The 22216-nt window shown below is 69.5% G+C and carries 16 protein-coding genes and 3 tRNA genes; 4 read left to right on the plus strand and 15 right to left on the minus strand.

Annotated features, from left to right (window positions below; translation table 11 throughout):
• Positions 1-151 precede the first annotated feature (151 nt).
• Complete coding sequence (locus ACQPXM_RS03445; RefSeq protein ID WP_432944643.1) at positions 152-355, plus strand: hypothetical protein; 204 nt, start codon at positions 152-154, stop codon at positions 353-355.
• A gap of 869 nt (positions 356-1224) precedes the next feature.
• Here ACQPXM_RS03445 and ACQPXM_RS03450 read toward each other — a convergent pair.
• The 3 genes from ACQPXM_RS03450 to ACQPXM_RS03460 form a co-directional block, all read right to left on the minus strand.
• Positions 1225-1297, minus strand: a tRNA-Phe gene (locus ACQPXM_RS03450).
• Positions 1298-1344: 47 nt separating this feature from the next.
• Positions 1345-1421 (minus strand) — tRNA-Asp (locus ACQPXM_RS03455).
• Positions 1422-1480: 59 nt separating this feature from the next.
• A tRNA-Glu gene (locus ACQPXM_RS03460) sits at positions 1481-1553 on the minus strand.
• A 428-nt stretch (positions 1554-1981) separates the two neighbouring features.
• On the opposite strand from ACQPXM_RS03460, the gene ACQPXM_RS03465 reads away from it, so the two are divergent.
• Positions 1982-2323: a metallopeptidase family protein gene (locus tag ACQPXM_RS03465; RefSeq protein ID WP_432950935.1), complete on the plus strand. Its 342-nt coding sequence runs from the start codon at positions 1982-1984 to the stop codon at positions 2321-2323.
• Between the two features lie 80 nt (positions 2324-2403).
• Here the strand turns inward: ACQPXM_RS03465 and ACQPXM_RS03470 are convergent, their stop codons facing one another.
• On the minus strand, positions 2404-3201 hold the full coding sequence (locus ACQPXM_RS03470; protein WP_432944645.1) for a polyprenol monophosphomannose synthase: 798 nt from the start codon (positions 3199-3201) through the stop codon (positions 2404-2406).
• A 159-nt stretch (positions 3202-3360) separates the two neighbouring features.
• Here ACQPXM_RS03470 and ACQPXM_RS03475 point away from each other — a divergent pair, with 159 nt between their 5' ends.
• Positions 3361-4725, plus strand: a complete 1365-nt coding sequence (locus ACQPXM_RS03475; protein WP_432944647.1) for an FGGY-family carbohydrate kinase — start codon at positions 3361-3363, stop codon at positions 4723-4725.
• Between the two features lie 19 nt (positions 4726-4744).
• Entirely contained in the window at positions 4745-5611 is an 867-nt protein-coding gene (locus ACQPXM_RS03480) for a hypothetical protein (RefSeq protein WP_432944649.1), read from the plus strand.
• A 32-nt stretch (positions 5612-5643) separates the two neighbouring features.
• On the opposite strand, the gene ACQPXM_RS03485 is transcribed toward ACQPXM_RS03480, so the two are convergent.
• The 11 genes from ACQPXM_RS03485 to ACQPXM_RS03535 form a co-directional block, all read right to left on the minus strand.
• Positions 5644-7575 carry a hypothetical protein gene (locus ACQPXM_RS03485; RefSeq protein ID WP_432944651.1) on the minus strand — a complete coding sequence of 644 codons (1932 nt, stop codon included), beginning with the start codon at positions 7573-7575 and terminating at the stop codon, positions 5644-5646.
• Positions 7566-10019, minus strand: coding sequence for a glycoside hydrolase family 2 protein (locus tag ACQPXM_RS03490; protein WP_432944653.1), 2454 nt, complete (start codon positions 10017-10019; stop codon positions 7566-7568). Before ACQPXM_RS03490 ends, ACQPXM_RS03485 begins: the two co-directional genes overlap by 10 nt.
• A 1-nt stretch (position 10020) precedes the next feature.
• Positions 10021-12498, minus strand: coding sequence for an alpha-mannosidase (locus tag ACQPXM_RS03495; RefSeq protein ID WP_432944655.1), 2478 nt, complete (start codon positions 12496-12498; stop codon positions 10021-10023).
• A gap of 86 nt (positions 12499-12584) precedes the next feature.
• Positions 12585-13181, minus strand: a complete 597-nt coding sequence (locus ACQPXM_RS03500) for a D-sedoheptulose-7-phosphate isomerase (RefSeq protein WP_432944657.1) — start codon at positions 13179-13181, stop codon at positions 12585-12587.
• Positions 13178-14197: an ROK family protein gene (locus ACQPXM_RS03505; RefSeq protein WP_432944659.1), complete on the minus strand. Its 1020-nt coding sequence runs from the start codon at positions 14195-14197 to the stop codon at positions 13178-13180. The genes ACQPXM_RS03500 and ACQPXM_RS03505 overlap by 4 nt, the downstream gene beginning before the upstream one ends.
• 10 nt (positions 14198-14207) lie before the next feature.
• Entirely contained in the window at positions 14208-15074 is an 867-nt protein-coding gene (locus ACQPXM_RS03510; RefSeq protein ID WP_432944661.1) for a carbohydrate ABC transporter permease, read from the minus strand.
• Positions 15074-16045 carry a carbohydrate ABC transporter permease gene (locus ACQPXM_RS03515; protein ID WP_432944663.1) on the minus strand — a complete coding sequence of 324 codons (972 nt, stop codon included), beginning with the start codon at positions 16043-16045 and terminating at the stop codon, positions 15074-15076. Before ACQPXM_RS03515 ends, ACQPXM_RS03510 begins: the two co-directional genes overlap by 1 nt.
• Before the next feature lie 4 nt (positions 16046-16049).
• Entirely contained in the window at positions 16050-17417 is a 1368-nt protein-coding gene (locus ACQPXM_RS03520; protein ID WP_432944665.1) for a hypothetical protein, read from the minus strand.
• 218 nt (positions 17418-17635) lie between these two features.
• Entirely contained in the window at positions 17636-18691 is a 1056-nt protein-coding gene (locus ACQPXM_RS03525) for a LacI family DNA-binding transcriptional regulator (protein WP_432944667.1), read from the minus strand.
• 10 nt (positions 18692-18701) lie between these two features.
• A complete protein-coding gene (locus tag ACQPXM_RS03530; protein ID WP_432944669.1) occupies positions 18702-20411 on the minus strand; it encodes a hypothetical protein in 1710 nt (569 codons plus the stop codon).
• Positions 20408-22183, minus strand: coding sequence for an MBL fold metallo-hydrolase (locus ACQPXM_RS03535; RefSeq protein WP_432944671.1), 1776 nt, complete (start codon positions 22181-22183; stop codon positions 20408-20410). Before ACQPXM_RS03535 ends, ACQPXM_RS03530 begins: the two co-directional genes overlap by 4 nt.
• Between the last annotated feature and the right edge of the window lie 33 nt (positions 22184-22216).

Consider the following 22216-nt stretch of genomic DNA (forward strand, 5'->3'; position numbering starts at 1 on the left):
TACGACCTCCACCCAACTGTCACCGCTCGCCGCCACGTGCCTTTCAACAAGCACCGTGCGCGCGGGCACTCGCCGACCGGCGACCCTCGCCGGGCATGCCGGGGTTGTTCTGCTCCATGCCGATGCTGCGCATGCCCAGTACGGTGACCGCGTGAACGACAACGGGGTGATCATCGAACTCACGCCAGACCAGGCCTTGGTGCTGTCGAACTGGCTGTACGACGTCATGATGAACTCGGATCAATTGAGCACGATCGTGTCCGACCGAGCGGTGTGTCGCCGCTGTACACAATCTCCGGCACGCTCGACAAGGCGCTGCCAGAGATCTTCGCAGCCGACTACGGCGACCGCGTGAACGTTGCACGGCGCCGTCTGCTCGAGGCCATCGGCGGAGAGGACGAGCCAGCCGAGGCAGAGCCTGGGGTCTAGCCGGCCGAAGCTCTCTCCGCGCGACGAAACGGAGGGACACTTCCTGCCGGACTCGGCGTACTGCATGCCGCTTCGTCATCCGACCGAGCCGGAAGCCGTCGGAGAGTTGCTTCAAATCGCACTGAACGGAGTCGCCGTCAGCCGGGCGTATCGTTTCGACATCTCGACCTATAGCGACAACGACGCCCGGTTCTGGCTGGAGCTGACGAATCCAGCCGTTCGCACCGTGACGTGGTCGGTGTGGCGGTGGCGTTCCGGTCGGATGGCGCCTGGGCGCGACTGGCCGACGGCGTGGTGACGCCGGGCGGGGCCTGGCGCCCTATGGGGTAGAGGGTGGAGGCTGCGCACATAGCCAGGGAGCGATGGCCGCCCTGCGGGCGAGCGGTGCCGGTTGCCCATTACAGACGCGGGGCAAGGAGTCTTCCTCGCCGATCGCCGCGACCGCATGTACCGGCTGGATCCGTTGCGCCGGTAGAACGACGTGCCTGGAGGGTGATCACCATCACGGCGATCGCCGAAGAGACGGCGTTCGTGCAGGCCGCGCGCGATAAGCGCAGAGGGCGGGCGATAAGCCCGCAGAGCGGCAATGGCCTCCCTACCCGGCGACAGCCGGAAACGGCCGGCGATAGCCGGCAAACCGCCTGCGATAAGCAGGCAGCTTCCGCCGGCGCCAAGCCGGAGGGTGGGCGGGAGCGCGCGTAGCGGTCGTCTGGAGGAGCGGAGCGACGGAAGGTGGCTGCGTAGCTCGCGTGGGAAAGAAAAAATCCCTCCCCGGAAAGCCGGAGAGGGTCGATGTGGTCAGGGGCGGTCTCGAACCGCCGACCTTCCGCTTTTCAGGCGGACGCTCTACCAGCTGAGCTACCTGACCGGGGAGAAAAGGCGGCGGCGGATGCTTGGACATCCGCCGCCTTCTCCTGGCGACCCAGACGGGACTCGAACCCGCGACCTCCGCCGTGACAGGGCGGCACGCTAACCAACTGCGCTACTGGGCCAGGATGCTCGACGATGGTACACCATCTTCGAACTGTTCAATTAGTCGGCCTTTCGACCGTATCCCCAACGGGATTCGAACCCGCGTTACCGCCTTGAAAGGGCAGCGTCCTAGGCCACTAGACGATGGGGACTCGGACCCGCGGGAGCCGAAGCTCCAGGGACAGCCGTAAGCATAGATGAGTCTGGGCGAAGCTCCAAAACGAGTTCTGGGAGAGGGGGCCGGCCCGTTGGGGAGGTGCCTGGGTGCGGGCAGGTAGGGCTCACACGCGGTAGGTCTGGTGGCGGAGTTGCTGAGCCCTCGGTACGGCGTTGGTTGGGCTGAGTGGCGTCTCTGGCGCCCCGGCGGTGGAGGATGCCGGAGATCGATGAGTCGGCCGGCTGGTCGAGGCGCGTGCCGGGCCGGGAATGGTCGGCTTCCGGGGAGGGAGCGAGAGGCATCAGCGCTCGCTCGAGGCGGTGCGCGGTTCAAGGCGTTGTGTCGTTGAACCGGTATGGCGCGGTTCCTTCGGCTCGGCGGTAAGCGTGTGGTGGGGCTCACTAGGCTGGAGCCGTGATCGAGATGAGCCGGGCGGACTTCGAGGTGTTGGTGGCCGAGGCGCTGGATGAGGTGCCGGTGGAGTTGGCGTCGCTGATCGACAACGTCGCGATCTTCGTGGAGGACGACGCGCCGGCCAGTGATCCGGGGTTGCTCGGGATCTACGAGGGGATCCCGCTGACCGAGCGGGGGAACTGGTACGGCGGGGTGTTGCCGGATCGGATCACGATCTATCGCAATCCGACGCTGGCGATGTGCGAGACGGTCCAGGACGTGGTGGATGAGGTGAACATCACGGTCGTGCACGAGATCGCGCACCATTTCGGGATCGATGACGCCCGGCTGCACGAGCTCGGGTACGACTGAGCCGGTACGACGAAACGCCCGCACACCCCGGTACGCCGTACCGGAACGTGCGGGCGCGCAAACGCAGCGGTCAAGCCGCCTCAGGAGCGGCGGAAGAGCAGCTTCCAGGGCATCAGGGCCGACTCGAGCTGGACCTTCAGGCTCATCTTGGACGCGCCGTGGGTGCGTTCCTCGAAGCGGATCGGGACCTCGGCGATGCGGAAGCCGCGGCGGACGGCGCGGTGGTTCATCTCGACCTGGAACGAGTAGCCGTTGCTCTGGATCGAGCCGACCTCGATCGCGCGCAGGGTGTCGGCCTTCCAGGCCTTGAAGCCGGCGGTGGCGTCCTTGACGTGCAGGCGCAGGATCGTGTTGACGTAGAAGTTCGCCCAGGCCGACAGTAGTCGGCGGTGCCAGGCCCACTCGGCCGCGGCGGAGCCGCCGGGGACGTAGCGGGAACCGATCACCACGCCCGCGTCGGTGGTCCGCAACGTCTCGACCATCGTCGGCAGGACCGACGCCGGGTGGGACAGGTCCGCGTCCATCTGGATCACGATGTCGGCGCCCTCGTCGAGCGCGCGGGTGATCCCGGCCACGTAGGCGCGGCCGAGGCCGTCCTTCTCGGTCCGGTGCAGTACGCCGACCTGCTCCGGCGCGGCCTTGGCCAGCTCGTCGGCCACGTCGCCGGTGCCGTCGGGGGAGTTGTCGTCGACGACCAGCATCTGCAACCCGGGCAGCTGCAGGTCGGCCAGGAGCTTGGCCAGCTCCGGCAGGTTGTCCCGCTCGTTGTACGTCGGGACGACGACGATGATCTTGGAGGAGCTCTCGCCCATGAACATTTCCTTCTTCGGGGACTGAGTGTCCCGTCGGCGAAGCAGCTCGACGCTCTCGGCGCCCATGCACGCACCTCGCGGCACTTGCCCAGCGCCCACGATGCTCCGCATCGAGGCCACTGACCAAGCACCACGATGCACGCACCTGAACACCGATATCGTTCAAGCTGCTTCGCCGACGGGACACTAGGACGCTATCGCATCAACCGGTCTAGATTCTGTTAGGTGACGTGGCTGGGGATAGATGTCGGCACCACCAACACCAAAGCATGCCTGTGGCCCCAAAGGAGGGTGCTGTCGGCCGCGACGCCGGCGACGGCGGGTGAGCTGGTCGCGACGACCATGAAACTGGTCGCCGAGATCACCGCCGGGCAACGGATCGAAGGCGTCGGGATCGCCGGAATGGCCGAGACCGGGGTGCCACTCGGAGCGGCCTACGAGCCGCTGACCGGCCTGATCAGCTGGCGGGACCAGCCCGGGGTCGAGCAGGCCGCGCGGCTGGACGAGGAACTCGGACCGCGGGAGCTGTACGCGCGGACCGGCCTGCGGCTCAGCCCGAAGCTCCCGCTGACGACCTGGCGCTGGCTGGCTGACACGACAGACGTGCTGCCCCGCACCCGCCTCTGGGCGGGAGCGCCTGACCTGGTGCTCGCCGCGCTGACCGGCCGGTACGCGACGCATCTCACCCACGCCCAGCGGTACGGCGTACTCGATCTGCGTCGGCGCACCTGGGACGACGAGCTGCTCGCGTGGGGTGGTCTGGACCGCTTGCCCGAGATCGCCGAGCCGATGACCGTTGCGGGGCACACGATCGCCGGGCCGCTGCCGACTGGCGTACCAGTGGTGCTGTGTGGTCATGACCACCTCGTCGGGGCGTGGGCGGCCGGGGTCCGCGAGCCCGGGCAGGTCGCCGACTCCCTCGGGACCTCCGAGGCGGTGATCACGCCCAGCGCGGAGCTCGTCATCGACGACGAGCTTCGAAGCCACGGCATCAGCGTCGGCTGGTACGCCGATGGGCGGCGCGGTGTCGCCGTGTCCGGGCACGCGGCCGCGGGCGGTCTGGTCGACCAGCGGCTCACGCATTTCGAACGCGACTACGACTGGCTCGTCGGCGTCCTCGAGCCGCTGGGACCGCCGAGCGAGCAGGTGGTCATGCCGTACCCGACGGGCAGGCAGGCGCCGATGCCGGATTCGACGCCCTCGTACGACGTACGCTCGCCGGCCGCTGATCCGGCGGCCGAGCTGCGAGCGCTCGTGGACGGGCTCAGCTTCCACGCCCGCTGGATGGCCGAGGAGCAGACCCGGCTGCTCGGGATCGACTGGCAGGACACGGTCGCCTTCGGTGGGCCCACTCGGCTCGCGGGATGGATGCGGCGCAAGGCACTGGCCGGCGGCGGCCGGGGATTCGCTGTGGTGGAAGGTGAAGCGGTGGCCGCCGAAGGGGCGGCGCTGATGGCCGCGGAGGTGGTGAGCGGACGCCGTTCACAGGCCCTGAGAGGGAACCCGGTACGAATTTCTCAGGCACTCTCCAGGACTTGGGATGGATTCTTCTGGGATCGATTCCATAAGGTGGTCACAGCGGTCGGATGATCGCGGTGGAGGGAGACCGGTGGACGTGACACTGCAGGCCTTGTCCTACGACGACGGGACTTTCGCGATGGTCGCCATGGACCAGCGTGAAAGCCTGCGCACGATGCTCGCCGAGCACGGCCGGCCCGACGATCCGGGCGCGATCGCGGCGTTCAAGGCCGCCGTCGCCGAACAGCTCGCGCCGCTGGCCTCAGGCTTCCTGATCGATGCCGGGTACGACGCGCCGACCGAGCCGGGGCTGATCCTGGCGGTCGACCAGCTGACCCAGGAACGCGGCGGTCCGGTCACCGACACGCATCTCGACCGCGCTCAGCTGGAGGAACTCCAAGCGGCGAAGGCGCGCGGTGTGGTCGCGCTGAAGCTGCTGGTGATCTGGAAGCGCGACGGCGAGCAGGCGCGGCGGTTGGAGATGGCCCAGGAGTTCGTCGACGTGTGCCGTACGGCGGGGTTGCTGTCGGTGCTGGAGCCGGTGGTGCAGCCCGCGCCGGGCGAAGACGACTTCGACCTCGACGAGGCGATCGTCGCCGGGGCCGAGGCGCTGGGGCCAACCCGGCCGGATCTCTATAAGGCGCAGGTCCCGAGCCGGGGTCTGGGCGACGCCGACGCGATCGTGAAGACGTGTGAGCGGATCACGGCGACCCTCCCGGTGCCGTGGGTCGTGTTGTCGAACGGCGTGGCCCGCGACGACTTCCCGCGGGCGGTCGAGCTGGCCTGCACCGGCGGCGCCTCCGGCACGTTGGCCGGACGCGCGTTGTGGACGCCCGCGCTGGAGGCCGACGATCCGGTGCCGGTGCTGGCGACTCGCTGCCGCGACCGGCTGGCGGAGATTGTCGAGATCGTTCACCGCACCGCCCGCCCGTGGCAGGCCGCGGCAGAACACAGCTGAGCGGCGGCCGCTGACCGTCGAAGAGCCGAGGTTCACCAGTCCACAGACTGCAACTCCTCGACCGTCAGCGCGTCCTCGCAGGCGAGCAGCAGCACGCCGATGCACCATGAGTGCGACAATGTCAGCACCGCACCAGGCGGCCCGAAGCACTCCGTCTGGTAGTACCGCTCGGTCACCATCCCGCGCCGCGCGTTGAAGTCCCCGTCGCGCCGCGCGACGAACTGCCGGAAACACCGCAAGTGCTCCGCCGCCGACACCACGTACGAAGGATCCCCGGTCAGCGTCGACAGCTCCGCCAGCTCCCGGGTGCAGATCAACCCGTAGTTGTGCAGATGCTGATTCGACGGACTCGCCTGATCAGCTCCCCGCGAGCGAAAACCGTACGTGCCCAGAATCGTCTCCGGCGCGAACGGCACGTCGTAGCTGTAGCGGAAGGTGAGCATCCAGTCCGCCGCCGAGCGAGCCAGCTCGACCCACCGTGCGACCGGATCCACCCGGTGCAGCGCGACGTACGCCATCACCGCCGCGTAGCCGTCTTCGGAGGTCGGCGCCAGGTCGACGTCCTCCGGGGCGCCGCACAGCGTCCCGTTCCGCACATCCGTCGCGTAGTACGCCGCCCCGCGCCGCGCGGCCTCCAGATACCGCTCGTCGCCGAACAGCTCGTACGCCTCCGCGAGCGCCGTCACCCACGTCAGGCCGGCCGCCCCCAGCCGGGACAGCACTTCGCCGGTGTCCGCGTGGTACAGACTTCCCAAGTTGCCGTGAGCGTCTTGTCCGCCGACCGCGAAGTCCAGATTGGCCAGCGCGGCCGCCCGCCAGCGCGGGTGCTCGACAGGCTCGGCCGCCAGGGCGCGGACCGTGAACAGCGTCGCCTCGGCCAGTGTCCGCGCGTGCAGCCCGCGCGGTACCGGCGTCCACGACTGGGTCCAGCCGCGGTCGGCGTACCAGACACCCCAGAAGGTGCCCGCAGGGGTGAGTTCCCCGGTGATGTGGTCGATCACCGCGACGCCGGCGTCGACGTACTGCTGATTGCCGGTTCGCCGACCATGGCGCAGCAACGCGTGCGCGTAGGGGATGCCGCTCACCCACGCGACATGCATCGCCAACCGATCACCGCGCCCCGGCGTACCGGCGAAGTCCCCGGCCAGCTCCCGGTCGAACAGCGCCGTCTCCGTCAGCACCGCCGGATCAGTCCGGTAGTGCCACCTCCACAGCCCGTACGCCGTGAGCTCGGCCGCCGTCGGCACGTCGACCCACGGCTCGACCGACGGCCGGGCCGATCGCTCACGATCGCGCAGACGACGAAGGACCACGGCGTAGGAATCCGGGTCGGCCGGTAACTGCCAGAGCCCGAGCCGAAGCTCGTGGGATTCGCCCGGCTGCCAGTCGTGGACCGCCGACAGTGGGGCCACGCCATGCGGTTCGCCGACGTAGCTGAACGGCTCTTCCCGATAGGGGAAGCTGACCCAGATCCGTGCCCCGTCGCCGGCCGAGCAGTCCGCCTGGCCTCCAGCGCTTGCGGTGCTCGGCGCGCCGGCCAAGCCCAAGCCGCTCAGGCCGAGGGGCGTGCCGGCGTCGGCCTCCAGGGCGACACCGCCAGTTGGCCCCCAACCGAAGACCACCGGAGTTGCGGCCCGGTCGGCGCGGAACGACCAGTGGTCGGCCACGAGCTTCTCGGCGTCGAGTTCGGCCGGCGCATACCGCGGGTACAGGCGCGCGCACGCGGGATCCCGGTTGTCGCCGTAGAAGAGACCGGGGATCAGCCAACGGGGATGGCTGGGATCGCCGGGCACCGGGACTTCGACCCGGATGCGGGCCTCGACGGGGTGAGCGCCGGTGTAGGTCGCCCGGAGCTGCAGGCGGTGTTCACCGTCGGCGATCGGAGTGCTGGTGAGATCCAGCGTCCACGGTTCGTCGTCCAGTCTGTTGCCGTCCGGGCCTTCGACGGTCACGGTCACCTGCATCGGATCACTCTTTCCTGAACGCCGAGTCCGTCGACGGTGACCAGCCGGTCGCCGTGCACGCCGGCCCACTCGAGGTCGAGCACTCGTTCTTCCCCAGGCAGCAGGACGAATCCGCTGTCCGAGCAGACCATCCAGCCGTCCGCGTCGCTGCCGAGCGGTCGGCCGTCCAGCACCCGTACGAACGGCGCCGCGGGTCCGGCGAGGTGCCGGATCGTCAGCCGGCCGTTCTGCTCGCTCGCTTCGATCTGAGGCTCGAGCGACAACAGTTCGGACAGATCCTCGGCGCCGGTCAGCAGGTAGCGGCGATCGGCCAGCACGTTGCCATCAGCAACCACCTTCAGGTCGACGACGAAGCACTCCGCGGGAGTGGGCAGCCGCAGCTCGCCCAGCGGAACACTGCCCGACAACCGCACATCGGGGAACGTCTGCCGAGCGAGCTCGGTGCCGTCCAGCAGCACCACGCGGGCGATGACGGTGGCGGCCTCGATCGGGGTGTCGGAGAGGCCCCACAGGCCCAAGCGAACCTCCGGGATGCCGTACCAGCTCTGCCGCGCGCAAACCGCCCCGACCAGCACCGGACGGTACGCCGCAGCCACGCCGTAGTACGCCGGCTTCGGCTCACCGCTCCACGTCACCGCCGACGTGCACCACGCGTTGGGATACGGCTCGTTGAACTGCCACGGGAACGTCCCCACACACCGCGACGTCCGGCGGCGATGCGCCTCCACGGCGTACTGCAAGCCGTCGCGCTGGAGGAACTGACTGGCCAGCCCCAACGTCGTCAGGTCGCCGATCGCCCCGCCGAAGCAGCGCTGCACCAGGTCCTCGTTGTTCCACCAACGGCCGAGGTGGTCCCAGACCGGCCGGCCACGCGTCGGCAACCGGCGCTCGGCTTCGGGCACCACCCGGGCCAGCGTGCGCGGCGTCGTCAGCCCTTCCACGCCGAATTCGCTGAGCAGCATCGCCGTTCCCGCCTCGTACAAGGCGTAGTGGTCAACCAGCCCCTGGTGCTCCCACGGCCCATGCACGTCGTGCTGATTGTCCGGAGCCTCCGCAATCAAGTCGCGGCGGTTCAGAAAGGCCGGCCCGGTCGGTGACGTAGGCAACCACAGCCGCGAGGGATCAAGCCGCCGGACCAGCTCACCCAGCGCCCCGAGCACCGGCGTCCGGTCGTCGAGCGGCTCGCCTTCGCCGGCCTGCAACTCGTTGCCGCCGCCCCAGATCGCGAGCGAGGGATGGTTCCGCAACCGGGGCACGATCTGCTCGGCCTGTTCGCGCAGCATCCCGACGTACGCCGGCTCGTCCGACGGCGTGGACGTGATGCCCGAGCTGGACTGGGAGAACTCCTGCCAGACCAGCAGACCACGCTGGTCGCACGCCGCGTAGAAGGCCGGGGTCTCGATCAGGCCCCCGCCCCAGACCCGCAGCATCGTCACCCCGGCGGCCACGGCGAGGTCGAGCAGGTGCTCCAGCCGCTCCTGCCGCGGTACGCCGTACGCGAGATCCAGCGGGACCCAGTTCCAGCCCTTGCTGAAGATGCGGCGACCGTTCACCACCACGCCGTACGGCAGCGCGTCGTCCTCGACGGGATAGAAGTCCAGCGATCGCAGCCCGATCGGCAGTTCACGGACGTCACTCACCCGCCCGTCCACCCAGACCGTCACGGTGAGCGTGTAGAGCGGCTGGTCGCCATGCCCGTTGGGCCACCACAGCTGCGGGTCGTCGACCACCAACCCGTCCAGCACTTCGCCCTGCGGGGACGTCAGCACCCGCTCGACCTCGTAGTTGCCCGAAGCATCGACCTCCACAGCGACGCTCACCAGCGCACGGCCGTCCTCGATCGACGGAACGGCCGCCACCTCGGCGATCCTGGCCGGTCCGGTCACTTCGACGTACGCCGCCTGCCAGATGCCCTGGTGGACCAGTCGCGGGCAGAAGTCCCACCCGTAGGTCATCCGTGACTTGTGCACGCCGACGGCGGACGTGTGCCCGACCTGCGGCTCGCTCGGCGGCGCCGGCTCCACCACGACGACCAGGACATGCGATGTCCCGGCCCGGAGCAGCTCGGTCACATCGAACCGGGAAGCGACGAACATGCCGTCCACCCGGCCGAGCTCCACGCCGTCCAGGAACACGACCGCGCTGTGATCGACGCCGTCCAGACACAGCCACGCCCGCTGGTCGTCCTCGGGCTCCGCCAGCCGGAACTCGTGCCGATAGGCCCAGTGCCGGTCCGCGATCCACTCGATCGCCCGGGTGTTCAGCCCGGCGTACAGATCGGGGACCGCGCCGGCCCGCCACAGGTCGTCGACGACGCTGCCCGGCACCCGGGCCGGCAGCCATGCGTCGTGCTCCCGCAGCGGGCCCCAGACCCGGTGGTGGCGCCACTCGTGCCCCAAGAACCCCCGGACCCGCCACGGGGTCCGGTCGAGCGGGATCCGCATCTCAGCGGATCACACCGGGCGGCGGCTTGTTCGGGTCCCACTCGAGCAGGTCGACCTCGACCGCCGGGGCGTCCTCGGCGGCGCCGAGCACGAGGGTCTTCACCTCACCAGGGCGGAAGACCGTCTCGACGCTCCGGCCCAGGAACGGCAGCGCGATCGTCACCGAAGCCTCCCGCCCGCTGGTCTCGTAGCCCCGGACCACGACCGCGCCGTTGTCGTCCTCGTCCTTCTTGAGCACGCTCAGCACGACCTGGTCGGCGTCCGGCCCCTCGACGGAGGCGAACGACTGCTGCTCGGGCAACGGCCCGCGGTGGAAGCACTCGATCAGCGGCGTGACCGGCTGGTTCAGCAGCGCTGCCTGACGCACGACACCAGCGGTCCGCCAGTCACCCGCGTGCGGCTGCAGCCGGTACCGGAACTTCTGGATCCCCTGGTCGAGGTACTCGTACACCCCGTCGTCATCGAGCTGCCGCGGGTCGTGCCACGCGTAGACAGGCGAGCGCACACAGGTCATCGCCAGCACCGGCCGGCCGTCGACCGAGCCGTCCACGGCGAACGAGTACTTGCCGTCGTTCAGCAACGCGACGCCCCCGCCAGGCCCGGACAGATCGACCCAGGCGTGCGACGGCACCTCCTCGCGGTTCTGCTCGCGGACCAGGTGCCCGTACGGGATCTCGTGCGTCGCCTCGGCGTCGTCGAGCGCGAACGGGAAGCACAGCTTGAGCGTCTTCAGCTGCTCGCGCCAGTCGATCGTGACCCGCACCTCGACGGACTCGGCGCCGGCGTCCAGCACGTACTCCTCGACCAGCGTCGAGCGCTCGTACGCCGACTCGACGCGGACGATCTGCCGGACCGGTCCGTCCGCGAGGCGCCGGATCCGGGTCACCTCGAACGCGCCGGACGCCTTCCACAGCGAGCGCACACCGTGGCTCCAGGTGTCGGTGTCGTCGTCGATCACCTGGGCGTGCGCGACCTGCTTCTTCTTGGCCGGCACCAGGTTCGGGCCGTCGGCGGTCGCCAGCGACTTCAGCCAGCCGGTCTTCGGGTCCACCTCGACCCGCACGATGCCGTTGTCCAGCACCAGGTCGTCCCGCGACGGCGTTCCCAGGTGGTACGCCGACTCGCCCGGCCGCAACGTGTAGAGCTGGTAGCCCAGGGCCGGCAGCTCCGCGACGAACGCGACCCGGCGACGGCCGTTCGCGGTCGCGGCCGACCGGATCTCCTGCATCTCCAGCGACCGGCCCGCCAGGCCCTCGGTCACCGCGATCGCGCCCCGCAACGGCGCCGGGTACCCGAGCTCGAGCTCGACGGTCGCGGTCACCGGCCACGGGTGCGGGTTGAACACCGCCACCGGGACCATCTTCGCCTCGGCCGGTACGTCGATCTGCCGGGCGATCGACTGGATCGACCGGTTCGCAAGCCGGGCCGCGATCGACTTGGCCTCGCCGAGCTGGTCGCGCGCGTCGTCGTAGGCGGGCTCGATCGCCGTCCCGGCCGCGATGTCGTGGAACTGGTTGAACAGCACCTGCTTCCAGGCGTGCCCGAGCTCGGCAGTGGCGTCCGGCGTACCGCTGAGCACGCCGGCGACCGTGGCCCACTTCTCGGCGGCCAGCAGCAGCTGCTCGGCCAGCCGGTTCTGCCGCTTGACCTCGGAGTGGGCGGCGTAGCAGCCGATCGCGTGCGGCTGCAGCTCGGTGCTGTGCACCGGAATGTCGTCGAAGCCGCGGGCCTCGTCGAAGAACCGCCGCATCGTGGACGGGAACATGGTCGGGAACAGGTCGCGCTGAGCGAGCTGCTTGATCGACTCGATGTTCTCGATCGTCGGTCCGCCGCCGTGGTTGCCGACACCGTAGAACACCATCAGCGGCTCGGTGGTGACCGGGAGCTGCTGCAGCGCCTTGGTCACGTGGCCGGAGATCTCGCCGCCGGGCGAGCAGTACTCGTGCGGGATCCGGTAGGCCAGCACGCGCGAGCCGTCCATCGACTCCCACCAGAACTTCTGCCCCGGCAGCTCCCGCTCGTGCGACTGCGGCCGGAGGAAGGCGTAGGAGTCGAGCCGCGCCTTGCTCAGCAGCTGCGGCAGCGTCGCGTTGTGGCCGAACGGGTCGACGTTGCAGCCGACGGTGGCGATCACGCCGAGGTGCTCGGCCAGCCAGCGCTGCGAGTACAGCGCGTGCCGGACGAAGGCCTCCCCGCCGGGCAGGTTGCAGTCCGGCTCGACCCACCAGCCGCCGACGATCTCGAACCGGCCCTCGGCGACCCGCTTGCGGATCCGGTCGAACAGGCCGGGGTCGTGCTCGGCGATCCAGCTGAAGTAGGCGACCGAGTCGGCGGTGAAGACGTAGTCGGGGTACTCGTCCATCCGGTCCAGGGCGGAGCGGAAGGTCGCGCGGACCTCTTGGTACCCCTCCTGCCACTGCCAGAGCCACACCGCGTCGATGTGGGCGTTGCCGATCATGTGCAGGGGGCCACGGGTCATGGACACTCCACGGTTGGGGCTCCGGTCACGCTGCTGGGCCGGGCCTGAAGATGTGCGTACGTCGGATCTGTCGTGCGAGGGGAAGCTCAGGACGCCGGCTCGGTACCGGCGGCCCAGCGGTCGACCAGCTCGCTGATCAGGTGCAGAGCGAGCAGGTGCATCTCCTGGATCCTGGCCGTCTCCTCGGCCGGGACGACCACGGCCAGGTCGGCCGCCGCGGCGAGGTCCCCGCCGCGGGTGGAGGTGAAGGCGACCGAACAGGCGCCGTTCGCCCGGGCCGCGGCAAGGCCCTTCACCACGGTAGGTGAAGTGCCCGAGGTGCTGAAACCCACCACCATGTCCTGCGGCCGCGCCAGCGCCTGGACCTGCCGGGCGAAGACGTCGTCGTAGGAGTAGTCGTTGGCGATGCAGCTCACCACGGCCGCGTCACCGACCAGCGCCACCGCCGGGAGCGGCCGCCGCTCGCGCAGGTACCGGCCGATCAGCTCACCGACGAGGTGCTGGGCATCGGCCGCCGAACCGCCGTTACCGTACGTGTACAGCACGCCACCGGCCGCGAGTCGCCGAATGAGCTCGTCGGCGACCGCTTGCACCTGCGGGAGCTGCGCACGCATGGCCGCAGTCACCTCCGCGTGCCGGTCCAGTTGGGTGTCGAGCAGGCGTTCCACCTGCAGCTCGGTCACGGGGCCTCCCGGCCTGTCTCGTCCAGTCGGTGCAACGCGATGGCGGCCGCGCCGAGGACCCCGGCCCGGTCGCCGTGATGACTCAGTACGACGTCGCAAGCAGCCGCGGCCGGCGGCATCGCCTGCCGGAGCGCGCCCTCGCGGACCGGATCCAGCAGGAACGCACCTGCCCGGGTCACGCCGCCGCCGAGCACGACCAGCGCGGGCTCGCAGACGTTGATGATCACCGCGACCATCCGCCCGAGCATCGCCGTCGTCTCGTCCCACACCGCGCGAGCCAGGTCGTCACCGAGCCGCGCCTGCTCGGCCACGTCCCGGGCGGTGATCACCGGCAGCCCGGCCAAGGAGGACTCGGGGCCGGATGGGGCCGGAGTCCGGGGCTCGACGCCGGGTGCTGAGATGTCCCGTTGCTGGAGCTCGACGGCCTCGGTCGCCCGGCGTGCGATCGACGTACCGGAGACGTAGGCCTCGGCGCAGCCCCGGGCGCCGCAACCACACTCGCGGCCCTGCCAGTCGACCACCACGTGGCCGAGCTCGCCGCCCTGGCCCGCGGCGCCGCGGAACAGCTCGCCGTCGATGACCACCCCACCACCGAAACCGGTCGAGATCGTCAAGTACACCAGGCTGTCGACGCCCCAGCCGCCCCACCGGTGCTCGGCGAGCGCGGCGGCCGTCGCGTCGTTCTCCACGTACGCCGGAAGGCCGAGCCGCTCGGTCACCATCCGGGCCAGCGGTACCTCGTCCCAGCCGGGCAGGCCGGGCGGGCCGAGGATCACGCCGGTGTCCGGGTCCAACGGCCCGCCACAACCGATGCCGACGGCAACCACTTCCGGGTGTCCGGCCTCGGCCAGTGTCTTCTCGGCCAGGTCGAGCAACCGGCCGACGACCGCGTCCGGACCCTCGTGCACCGCGGTCTCGACGGTGCGAAACGACAGCACGGTGCCGTCGGCACCGACCACGCCGGTGGCGAGCTTGGTCCCGCCCACGTCCAGGGCGAGCACGGTTGGCTCAGGCATGACGGTCGGATCAGCCCTTCTGCGCGGTGGTCGCCACGCCGTCGAGAATGTAGCGCTGGCCGAAGGCGAACAGCACGATCATCGGAACCACCGCGATCACGCTCGCCGCGATCGCGATCTCCCACTCGTAGTGGCCGGACAGCGCGAACGCGTCGATGATCGACTTCAGCCCGCGCGGCATCGTGAAGTAGTCCGGCGTCTGCAGGTAGATCAGCGGTTTCATCAGGTCCGACCAGCTGGCCTTGAACTCGAAGACGAACACGATCACCAGCGCCGGCTTGCACAGCGGGAACGCGATCCGGCGGAACATGCTGAAGTAGCCGCAGCCGTCCACCCGGGCCGCCTCGAACAGCTCGCGCGGAATGCCGAGGAAGAACTGCCGCAGCAGGAACACGTAGAACGCCGAGCCGAACAGGTTCTGCGCCCACAGCGGGATCTGGGTGTCGATCATGCCGAGCCGGTTCCAGATCAGGTACACCGGGATCATCGTCACCGCGCCCGGCAGCATCATCGTCGACAGCAGCACGCCGAACAGCAGGTTGCGGCCGCGGAACCGGAAGTACGCGAAGCCGAACGCGACCAGCGCGCTGGACAGCGTGACCGCCGCCGCGGCCATGAAGCCGACCGTCAGCGAGTTGATCAGCCAGCGCATCACCGGCGCCGTGTCGAAGACCCGGGAGTAGTTCTCGGGCTGGAAGACCCGCGGGATCAGCTCGTTGTCGAACACCTGCGACCGGGGCTTCAGCGACGCGCTGACCAGCCAGACCAGCGGATACACGAACGCGAACGTCGCCGCGGTGAGGAAGATCAGGAACGGCAGCCGGCGGAGGTTGAACCGCGACGGAGCGCCCGGGGACGCGGCAGTGGTGGTGGCCATCAGCGCTCCCCGTGGTAGTAGACGTAGCGGTTGCCGATCCGGAACTGCAGGAAGGTGATCAGCAGGATGATCACGAACAACAGCCAGGCCATCGCCGAGGCGAAGCCCATCTTGAAGAACTGGAAGGCGTTCTGGAACAGGTAGACCATGTAGACCAGCGACTCCTCCGACGCCGAGGCCTTCTGCTGCGGGCCGTAGAACATCGTGTAGGCCTGGTCGAACATCTGCATCGCCGCGATCGTGTTGGTGATCACGGTGAAGAACAACGCGCCCGAGATCATCGGCACGGTGATCCGGAAGAACTTCGTCAGCGGCCCGGCGCCGTCGAGATCGGCCGCCTCGTACAGCTGCTTGGGTACGCCGTTCAGCGCGGCCAGGTAGATCACCACCGTGCCGCCGAGCGTCCACAGGCTGACCATCGCCAGTGACGGTTTCAGCCAGTTCGGATCGGTGGTCCAGTTCGGCCCGTTGATGCCGACCCAGCCGAGCACCTTGTTCACCAGGCCCTGCTGCCCGTTGAGCAGCAGCAGGAACATCGCGCCGGCGGCGACCGCGGGGGTCATCTCCGGCAGGTAGAAGGCGGTCCGGAAGAAGCCGCCGGCCTTGCCGACGCGCATCAGCATCATCGCCAGCACCAGCGCGAAGATCGTGCCCAGCGGAACGAACATCGCGGCGTACACGAAGGTGTTGCTCAGCGACTTCAGCACCCGCGGGTCGTTGAACAGCTCGCGGTAGTTGTCCAGGCCGACCGACCGCGGGGCCTGGATCATCTGGTAGTCGGTGAACGACAGCACCAGGCTGGCGATCATCGGGCCGGCGGTGAAGACCAGGAAGCCGATCACCCAGGGCAACACGAACATCCAGCCGGCCCGGTCCTCCTGCCGGGCCAGCGGACTGCGCTGCGGACGGCGGCCACGGCGGACGGGCTCGGCCTGCCCGTCCGTCGCGACCTGCTCCACGGTTGCCGTCACGAGGTCAGCCCTGGCTCGCCTTGTCGAAGGCGGCCTTCGCCTCGGTCTGTGCCTGGTCCAGGGCCGCCTGCGGAGTCGCCGTACCGCCCAGGGCCTTGCCGACCGCGTTCTTCCAGGCCGCCTCGATCTCGGCGCCGGCCGCCGACGGGTTCAGCGACTTGGCCTTGTCGAGCGCGGAGTAGTAGTTCTCGATCGCCTGGTCGAAGCCGGCGTCACCGGTCGGCTTGAGGTACTTGGCCTTGATCTCCTCGTCGGCCACCTTGTTGCCGGTGAACAGGCCGGTGAAGAAGCTCTTGTCCTTGGCCACGGTCTGCATCCGCGCCTCGGCCGCCTTGTGCCAGGTCTCCACCGAGGTCATCGTCTTGGCCCACTTGCAGGCGGCGTCGAAGTTCTTCGCGCCCTTGGGTACCACCCAGGCGCTGCCGCCGAGGGTGCTGATCTGCTGGCCCTGCCGGTCGGTGAACGGCGTGGAGGCCAGTTCGAGGCCGTTCTTGCGCGAGTCGCGCAGCACGTTGACGTACCAGTTCTCGATCGGCATCACGCCGAGCTGGTCCTGGGTGAACTGGTTCCGCTCGCCGAAGATGTCGAAGGTGTCGCGGAAGGTCTTGAAGTTCGACCAGCCGCCCTGGTCCTGGACCAGCTTGATCGCGAAGGTGAGCGCCTCGACCGCCTTCGGGTCGTTCAGGTTCGGCTCGCCGCCGGGCTTGACCAGCTCGGCGCCGTTGTTCATCGCCCAGAGCGGGAAGAAGTCCGGCATCCGCGGGTCGTAGCCGATCCGGGCCGGGCGGCCGTTCTTGGCCTTGTAGAGCTTCTTCGCGGTCTGCTCGAGCTTGTCCCAGTCGGCGGTCTGGATGTCGGAGACCTGCACGCCGGCCGACTTCAGCGCCTTGGCGTTGATCAGGTTCGCGGTGACCGTGTAGAACTCCGGGATGCCGTAGGTCTTGTCCTTGAGCTTGACCTCGTTCATCGCGGCCTCGCGGTACTGGCCGGTGTCGATCTCGTTGTTCTTGATGCAGTCGTCCAGCGGCTGGATCGCGCCCTTGGCGGCGTAGGTGCCGATCAGGTTGCGGGCCATGTAGACCGCGTCCGGCGCGTTGCCGCTGGAGACCGCGGTGAGGAACTGCTGGGCGTCGAAGTCGCCCTTGTTGTTCTTCACCGTGACGCCGGGGTAGGCGGCCTTGAACGCGGCGATCCGCGACTGGGCCACCTCGTCCTCGCCGCTGAAACCCATCACGTTCAGGGTGCCGGAGGGGGTGGAGCCGGCGGAGCTCTCCCCGCCGCCACCCTCGTCCTCCTGGCCGCCGACGCCGGCGCAGGACGTCAGTACCAGCGCGCTCGCTGCCAGCACCACGGGCAGGCGGAGATGCTTCATTGCGTGCTCCTTACCTCAACAGGGGATCAACACCTGGTGAATGTGGCATCGATGCCACATTCGATGCCAGGAACCGTATGTGCAACGACGAGTCGACGTCAATGCATCAGGGCTCGGGGCGTGGATAACGATTCATCCGGTACCCGCCGGCAAACCGGTGTACACGGGGTGAGGAGGCGCCGAAGCGGGGTGCGCGTGAGGGCGGGCGCCCGGGGAGATCAGGTGGTGGGCGCGGGGCCGGTGGAGCCGCGGACGATCATCCGGGGAGCGACCCGGACGATGCGGCGGCGGGCGGGCAGCTCGCCGCGGATGCGGGACAGCAGCAGGCGGGCGCCGGCCCGGCCCAGGTCGACCGTGTGCTGGTCGACGGTGGTCAGCGCCGGCTGGACCAGCGACATCCACGGCACGTCGTCGTACGCCGCGAGGCTGAGCTGGCGGGGGACCTTGAGCCGCCGTTCCTTGATCTCGGCCAGCGCGCCCTGCGCCAGCACGTTGTTCGCCGAGATGATCGCGGTGACGTGCTGCTCGTTCAGCAGCCGGCGCGTGGTCTGCTGGGCCGCGTCGGCGTCGAAGCTGGTGAAGGCGATCAGGTTCTCGTCCACCTCGAGCCCGTGATCGGCGTGCGCGGCCCGGAAGCCGGCCAGCCGGCCCGCGCCGGTGGACCACTTGGTCTCGTCGATCAGCAGCCCGATCCGGGTGTGCCCCAGCCCGATCAGGTGCTCGGTCAGCTCGCGCGCGCCGGCCTTGTTGTCGCTCAGCACCACGTCGCTGCCGGACCGGCCCAGCTCGCGGTCCGCGCACACCACGTGCACGCCGTTGTCCTGCAGGATCCGCGGGCAGGCGGCCGTCACCGGGGTGACGATCACACCCGGCACCCGCATCGCCAGCAGCGTCTCGGCGGCCCGCATCTCCTCTTCGGGATCGCCGTTGTCGTTGACCAGCACCATCTGGTACTCCGCCGCCCGCAGCTCCTCCTCGATGCCAGCCGCGAGGTCGGCGTAGAAGGGGTTGCGCAGGTCGGAGATCAGGACGCCGATCGACGTGGACGTGCGGCTGCGCAGGTTGCGCGCGTTGTGGTCCAGCACGTAGCCGATCTTGTCGGCGGCGGCCCGGACCCGGTCCCGCACTTCCGGAGATGCGTAACCACGGGTGTGCAGTGCGCGGGAAACCGTTGACGGCGAAACCCCGGCCTCACGGGCGACGTCCTGGACGGTCGGCCGTTTGACCGCTGCCCCTGGACGTGGACTGCCTGCCTGCTGCCCCCGCCGGTTCATGGGCGGCAGTCTAGAGGCTGTCCTCGGCCACCACCTCCTGGGCGGCCGCGCCGAAGCTGCGCCAGCTGTCGGCGATGGCGGCGAAGTCCTCCGGACCGAAGTCGTGCCGGTCGGTGTCGGTGCCGTCCACGTAGTACAGCGCCGGGACGCCCAGGCCGTGCTGGATCTTCAGGTACTCGCGCCACTCGGCGTGGCTCGGCATCATCCAGCCGTCGGTGTCGATGCCCAGTTCGGGACAGGTCGCGCGCACCACACCGGCCCGGTACGTCATGTGGCGGGCCACGTAGCCCGGCTCGGCGGTGTCCGCGGCCCGCAGGACGTCGTTCAGCCGGATCATGTCGGTGACGTCGATGAACGCCGGGTTCGGCGTGTGGGTGACGACCAGTGCCTCGGGCTTGACCCGCTTGGCCGTGTCGTACACCAGCCGCAGTTGTTCGTGCAGCAGGGCGTTGCCCCAGCGCGACCCGCTGTGCTTCAGCGACGATCCGGACGGCGTGCGCGCGGTGAAGTCGATCTTGAAGCCGTCCGCGTCCAGGCCGTCGGCCGACAGCATGTACTCGACGGCGTCCGCGATCAGCGCACGGCAGGCCGGCGACTCGGGATCGAGGCCGACCGGGTTGCCGTCCGCGTCGAGGATGCACGCGTCAGCGGGCGCGCCTTCCTCGTCCCACGCCTTCCACCACAGCAGAACGCGCTGACCAGCCTCGTGCCGCTCGGCGATCCAGCCGCGCAGGTCGGTCCACTTCGCCGGGTCGGGCCGGCAGGTCGCGTACGCCTCCTGCCACTTGTCGTCCACCACCACGGTCTGCGGCACGATGCCCTGCCGGGCCAGCCTGTTCAGGAACCGGTCGTAGTTGACCTGCGTGGCCAGTGGCTGTGGCGCCTCGCCGGTGCGGGCCGAGATCGCGCACTGAGCGCCCCACCCGCAGAAAATGGTTCCCTGCCACCAGTCCTGCTTCTGCGCAGTGCGCCGCGGTACGACGCCGTACTCGTCGAGCAGCGTCCGGTGCCGGACGAGCACGTCCTCCGGATCCTTGCCGCCGAGGTGCACCACCAGCAGCGGCGTACGGAAGGAGCCGTCGACGGTGGTCTGGCCCTCGTAGTCCAGCCTGAGCGAGAACCCGCCGGTGACCGGGGCGTAGTTGTAGTTGGTGAAGGTCTGCTCGTCGATCGGTGCGACCAGGCTCAGTCCGAACCACTGTGACTCGTCGGGCGTCACCGCGAAGCACCAGGGCGCGGGGGAGAACAACCAGCGTTCGATGCCCGGCTCGCTGCCCTCGCCGCACGGCCCGATCGTGGCCGGCTCCAGCGCGTCGCGCAGCACGCGGGTCGGGTGGTCCGGGTTCGGCGAGTAGGCCTGGACGAGGTGCGACCCGCTGGGCAGGAAGCCTCGCGGCGTACGGCGTCCGCCCAGCAGGTGCATGTCGGTGATGCGGCCGCTGCCGGTGACGGTGGTGGAGGACTCGATCCGGTCCGGCAGGAAGCGGACGGTGGTGATCCGGCTGTCCCACACCGTGCTGCGGCTGGTGGAGGTCAGGACCAGCTCGCCGGGGTGCCGGGCCTCCTCGACCACGATCTGGCCGTAGCTCTCGTCGAGGCCGCCGACGGTGTCGAGCGACGCGTGCAACCGCAACGCGAACCAGGGGCGGCCGTCGGTCCCGTGCACCGCGGCGTACGCCTTGGTGGTGTTGACCTCGACCACGTAGTCGCCAATTCTCACGAACTCTCCTCAGGCAGGCGGACGTCGACCAGCGCCTCGGCCAGCTGACCGAGGTAGCGGCCGTCGCGGGTGACAGCGGCGGCGATCCGGGCCCGGCGGACCGGTTGCCGCACGTGGGGCACGACCAGGAACGTCCGGTCGTCGACCTGTTTGCAGCGCCAGTCGGGGGGTACCACCAACCGGACGGAGTCTGCCGTTTCCACGGACACCTCGAACGGCACTCCGTGCACCGCTTCGATCCGGTACGGCGTGATGCGGGTGCCCCCGCCGAAGACCGGATCGTCGGGCTGGAGCAGCGCCCGGTGGACCCGAGCGACCTCGGCTCCCACCTTCGTCAGCTCGTCCAGGTAGTCCTGCTCGACCAGCCGCGGCTCCCAGTGCCCGGTGATCATCAGCTCCGGCTGCAACCGCTGGTAGAGCGCGGCCGAAGCGGCGAAGTCGTCGGGCCGGAACAGGTTCGCGTACTGGAAGTTCGGGATCTCCGGCAGCGCGCCAGGAACCCAGGTCCCGGTCTGCTGGTCACCGGTGGCCAGGACGCGCCGGCCGTCCACGGTGACGCCGATCGCCGACGCGTAGAGCGTGTGTCCGGGCAGCGCGTGCATCTCGAGCTCGTACTCCCGCCAGCGCACGCTGGTGCCGTCCGGGACGTGCCGCTCGCAGTGGATCGGCTCGTACCATAGACACGGCAGGTCGTACTTCGACGGGTTCTCGAGCACGTCGGCGACCGGGCTGGAGGCCCACACCTCCGTGCCGTGGACCTCGCGCAGCAGGTTGAAACCGGCGACGTGGTCGTCGTGGTAGTGCGTGGGGACGGCAACCTCGATCCGGTCGATGCCGTAGTCCCTGCGCAGGGCGCGCAGGCTGGGCAGCCACGGCCGGACGGTGAACCGCTCGCCCCCCTGCGGGATGCCGGTGGTGAGGTCGTAGCCGAAGTCGATCATCAGCGCCGTACCGGCGTCGCTGAGCAGGACGTAGCAGCGGGACTCGCTGGTCCGGTTCATCAGCAGGTGCGGGCTGAGCTGCACGAACGGTTTGTCCAGCTTGTTCAGGATGTCGGTGCCGAAGCCCATCCGGACGTGGTACAGGTCGGCCAGCGTGCGGCAGGTCTGCTCGACGGCGGCGGCCGGGTCGGACATCGGCTCGCCGTGGCTGGGCAGCAGCACGGTGGGTTGGTGGTCGAGCAGTTGGGTCAGCGACGCCATGGTGAGCGCCGCGCCCTCGAGGCCGACGTACGACCACTGCAGGGCGGCCGCGGACCAAACCTTGCCGGGGCTGTGCACCAGGTCGCCGACGAAAGCCTGACCGCCGATCAGGTAGCTGACGCTGCCGGGGGTATGGCCGGGCGTGGGCACGGTCGTGACGTCGAGGTGGCCGATCCGGGTGGTGCTGTAGTCCTTCATCACTCCGGTGACCGGGACGGACTCCAGCAGCGAGAAGCGGTCGAGGCGCAGGTCGTAGTTGTTCGCCACCGGGCGGCGCTGCCAGTTGCGGTCGACGTCGTCGACCAGGCTCGCCTCGTTCTCCGGGACCCAGATCCGGGCGCCGGCCGCGGCCAGCCGCGGCAGGCCCTCGACCTGGTCGCGGTGGTGATGGGTGACGATCACGTCGGTCACCACGTCCACGCCGTACTCGTCGAGGTGGTCCAGCCAGCGGCCGGAACCCGCGTCCACGGCCACGGCGGTCCGCCGGACCGGATCGACGTGCAGGTAGACGACACACGTGTCGTCGACAGCCAACACGTTCGGGCCGACGGTGCGGCTGGGGGTGATCACATGTAGCAGCGTAAGCAACGCTTGGGGGGACTT

Source organism: Kribbella sp. CA-253562 (assembly GCF_050942265.1).
GTDB lineage: Bacteria > Actinomycetota > Actinomycetes > Propionibacteriales > Kribbellaceae > Kribbella.

Bases quoted from the DNA above. Each gene is read 5' to 3' on its own strand.
- ACQPXM_RS03465 (WP_432950935.1), top strand. From the start codon at position 1,982: ATGAGCCGGGCGGACTTCGAGGTGTTGGTGGCCGAGGCGCTGGATGAG.
- ACQPXM_RS03470 (WP_432944645.1), bottom strand. From the start codon at position 3,201: ATGGGCGCCGAGAGCGTCGAGCTGCTTCGCCGACGGGACACTCAGTCC.
- ACQPXM_RS03485 (WP_432944651.1), bottom strand. From the start codon at position 7,575: ATGCAGGTGACCGTGACCGTCGAAGGCCCGGACGGCAACAGACTGGAC.
- ACQPXM_RS03490 (WP_432944653.1), bottom strand. From the start codon at position 10,019: ATGCGGATCCCGCTCGACCGGACCCCGTGGCGGGTCCGGGGGTTCTTG.
- ACQPXM_RS03495 (WP_432944655.1), bottom strand. From the start codon at position 12,498: ATGACCCGTGGCCCCCTGCACATGATCGGCAACGCCCACATCGACGCG.
- ACQPXM_RS03505 (WP_432944659.1), bottom strand. From the start codon at position 14,197: ATGCCTGAGCCAACCGTGCTCGCCCTGGACGTGGGCGGGACCAAGCTC.
- ACQPXM_RS03510 (WP_432944661.1), bottom strand. From the start codon at position 15,074: ATGGCCACCACCACTGCCGCGTCCCCGGGCGCTCCGTCGCGGTTCAAC.
- ACQPXM_RS03520 (WP_432944665.1), bottom strand. From the start codon at position 17,417: ATGAAGCATCTCCGCCTGCCCGTGGTGCTGGCAGCGAGCGCGCTGGTA.
- ACQPXM_RS03525 (WP_432944667.1), bottom strand. From the start codon at position 18,691: ATGAACCGGCGGGGGCAGCAGGCAGGCAGTCCACGTCCAGGGGCAGCG.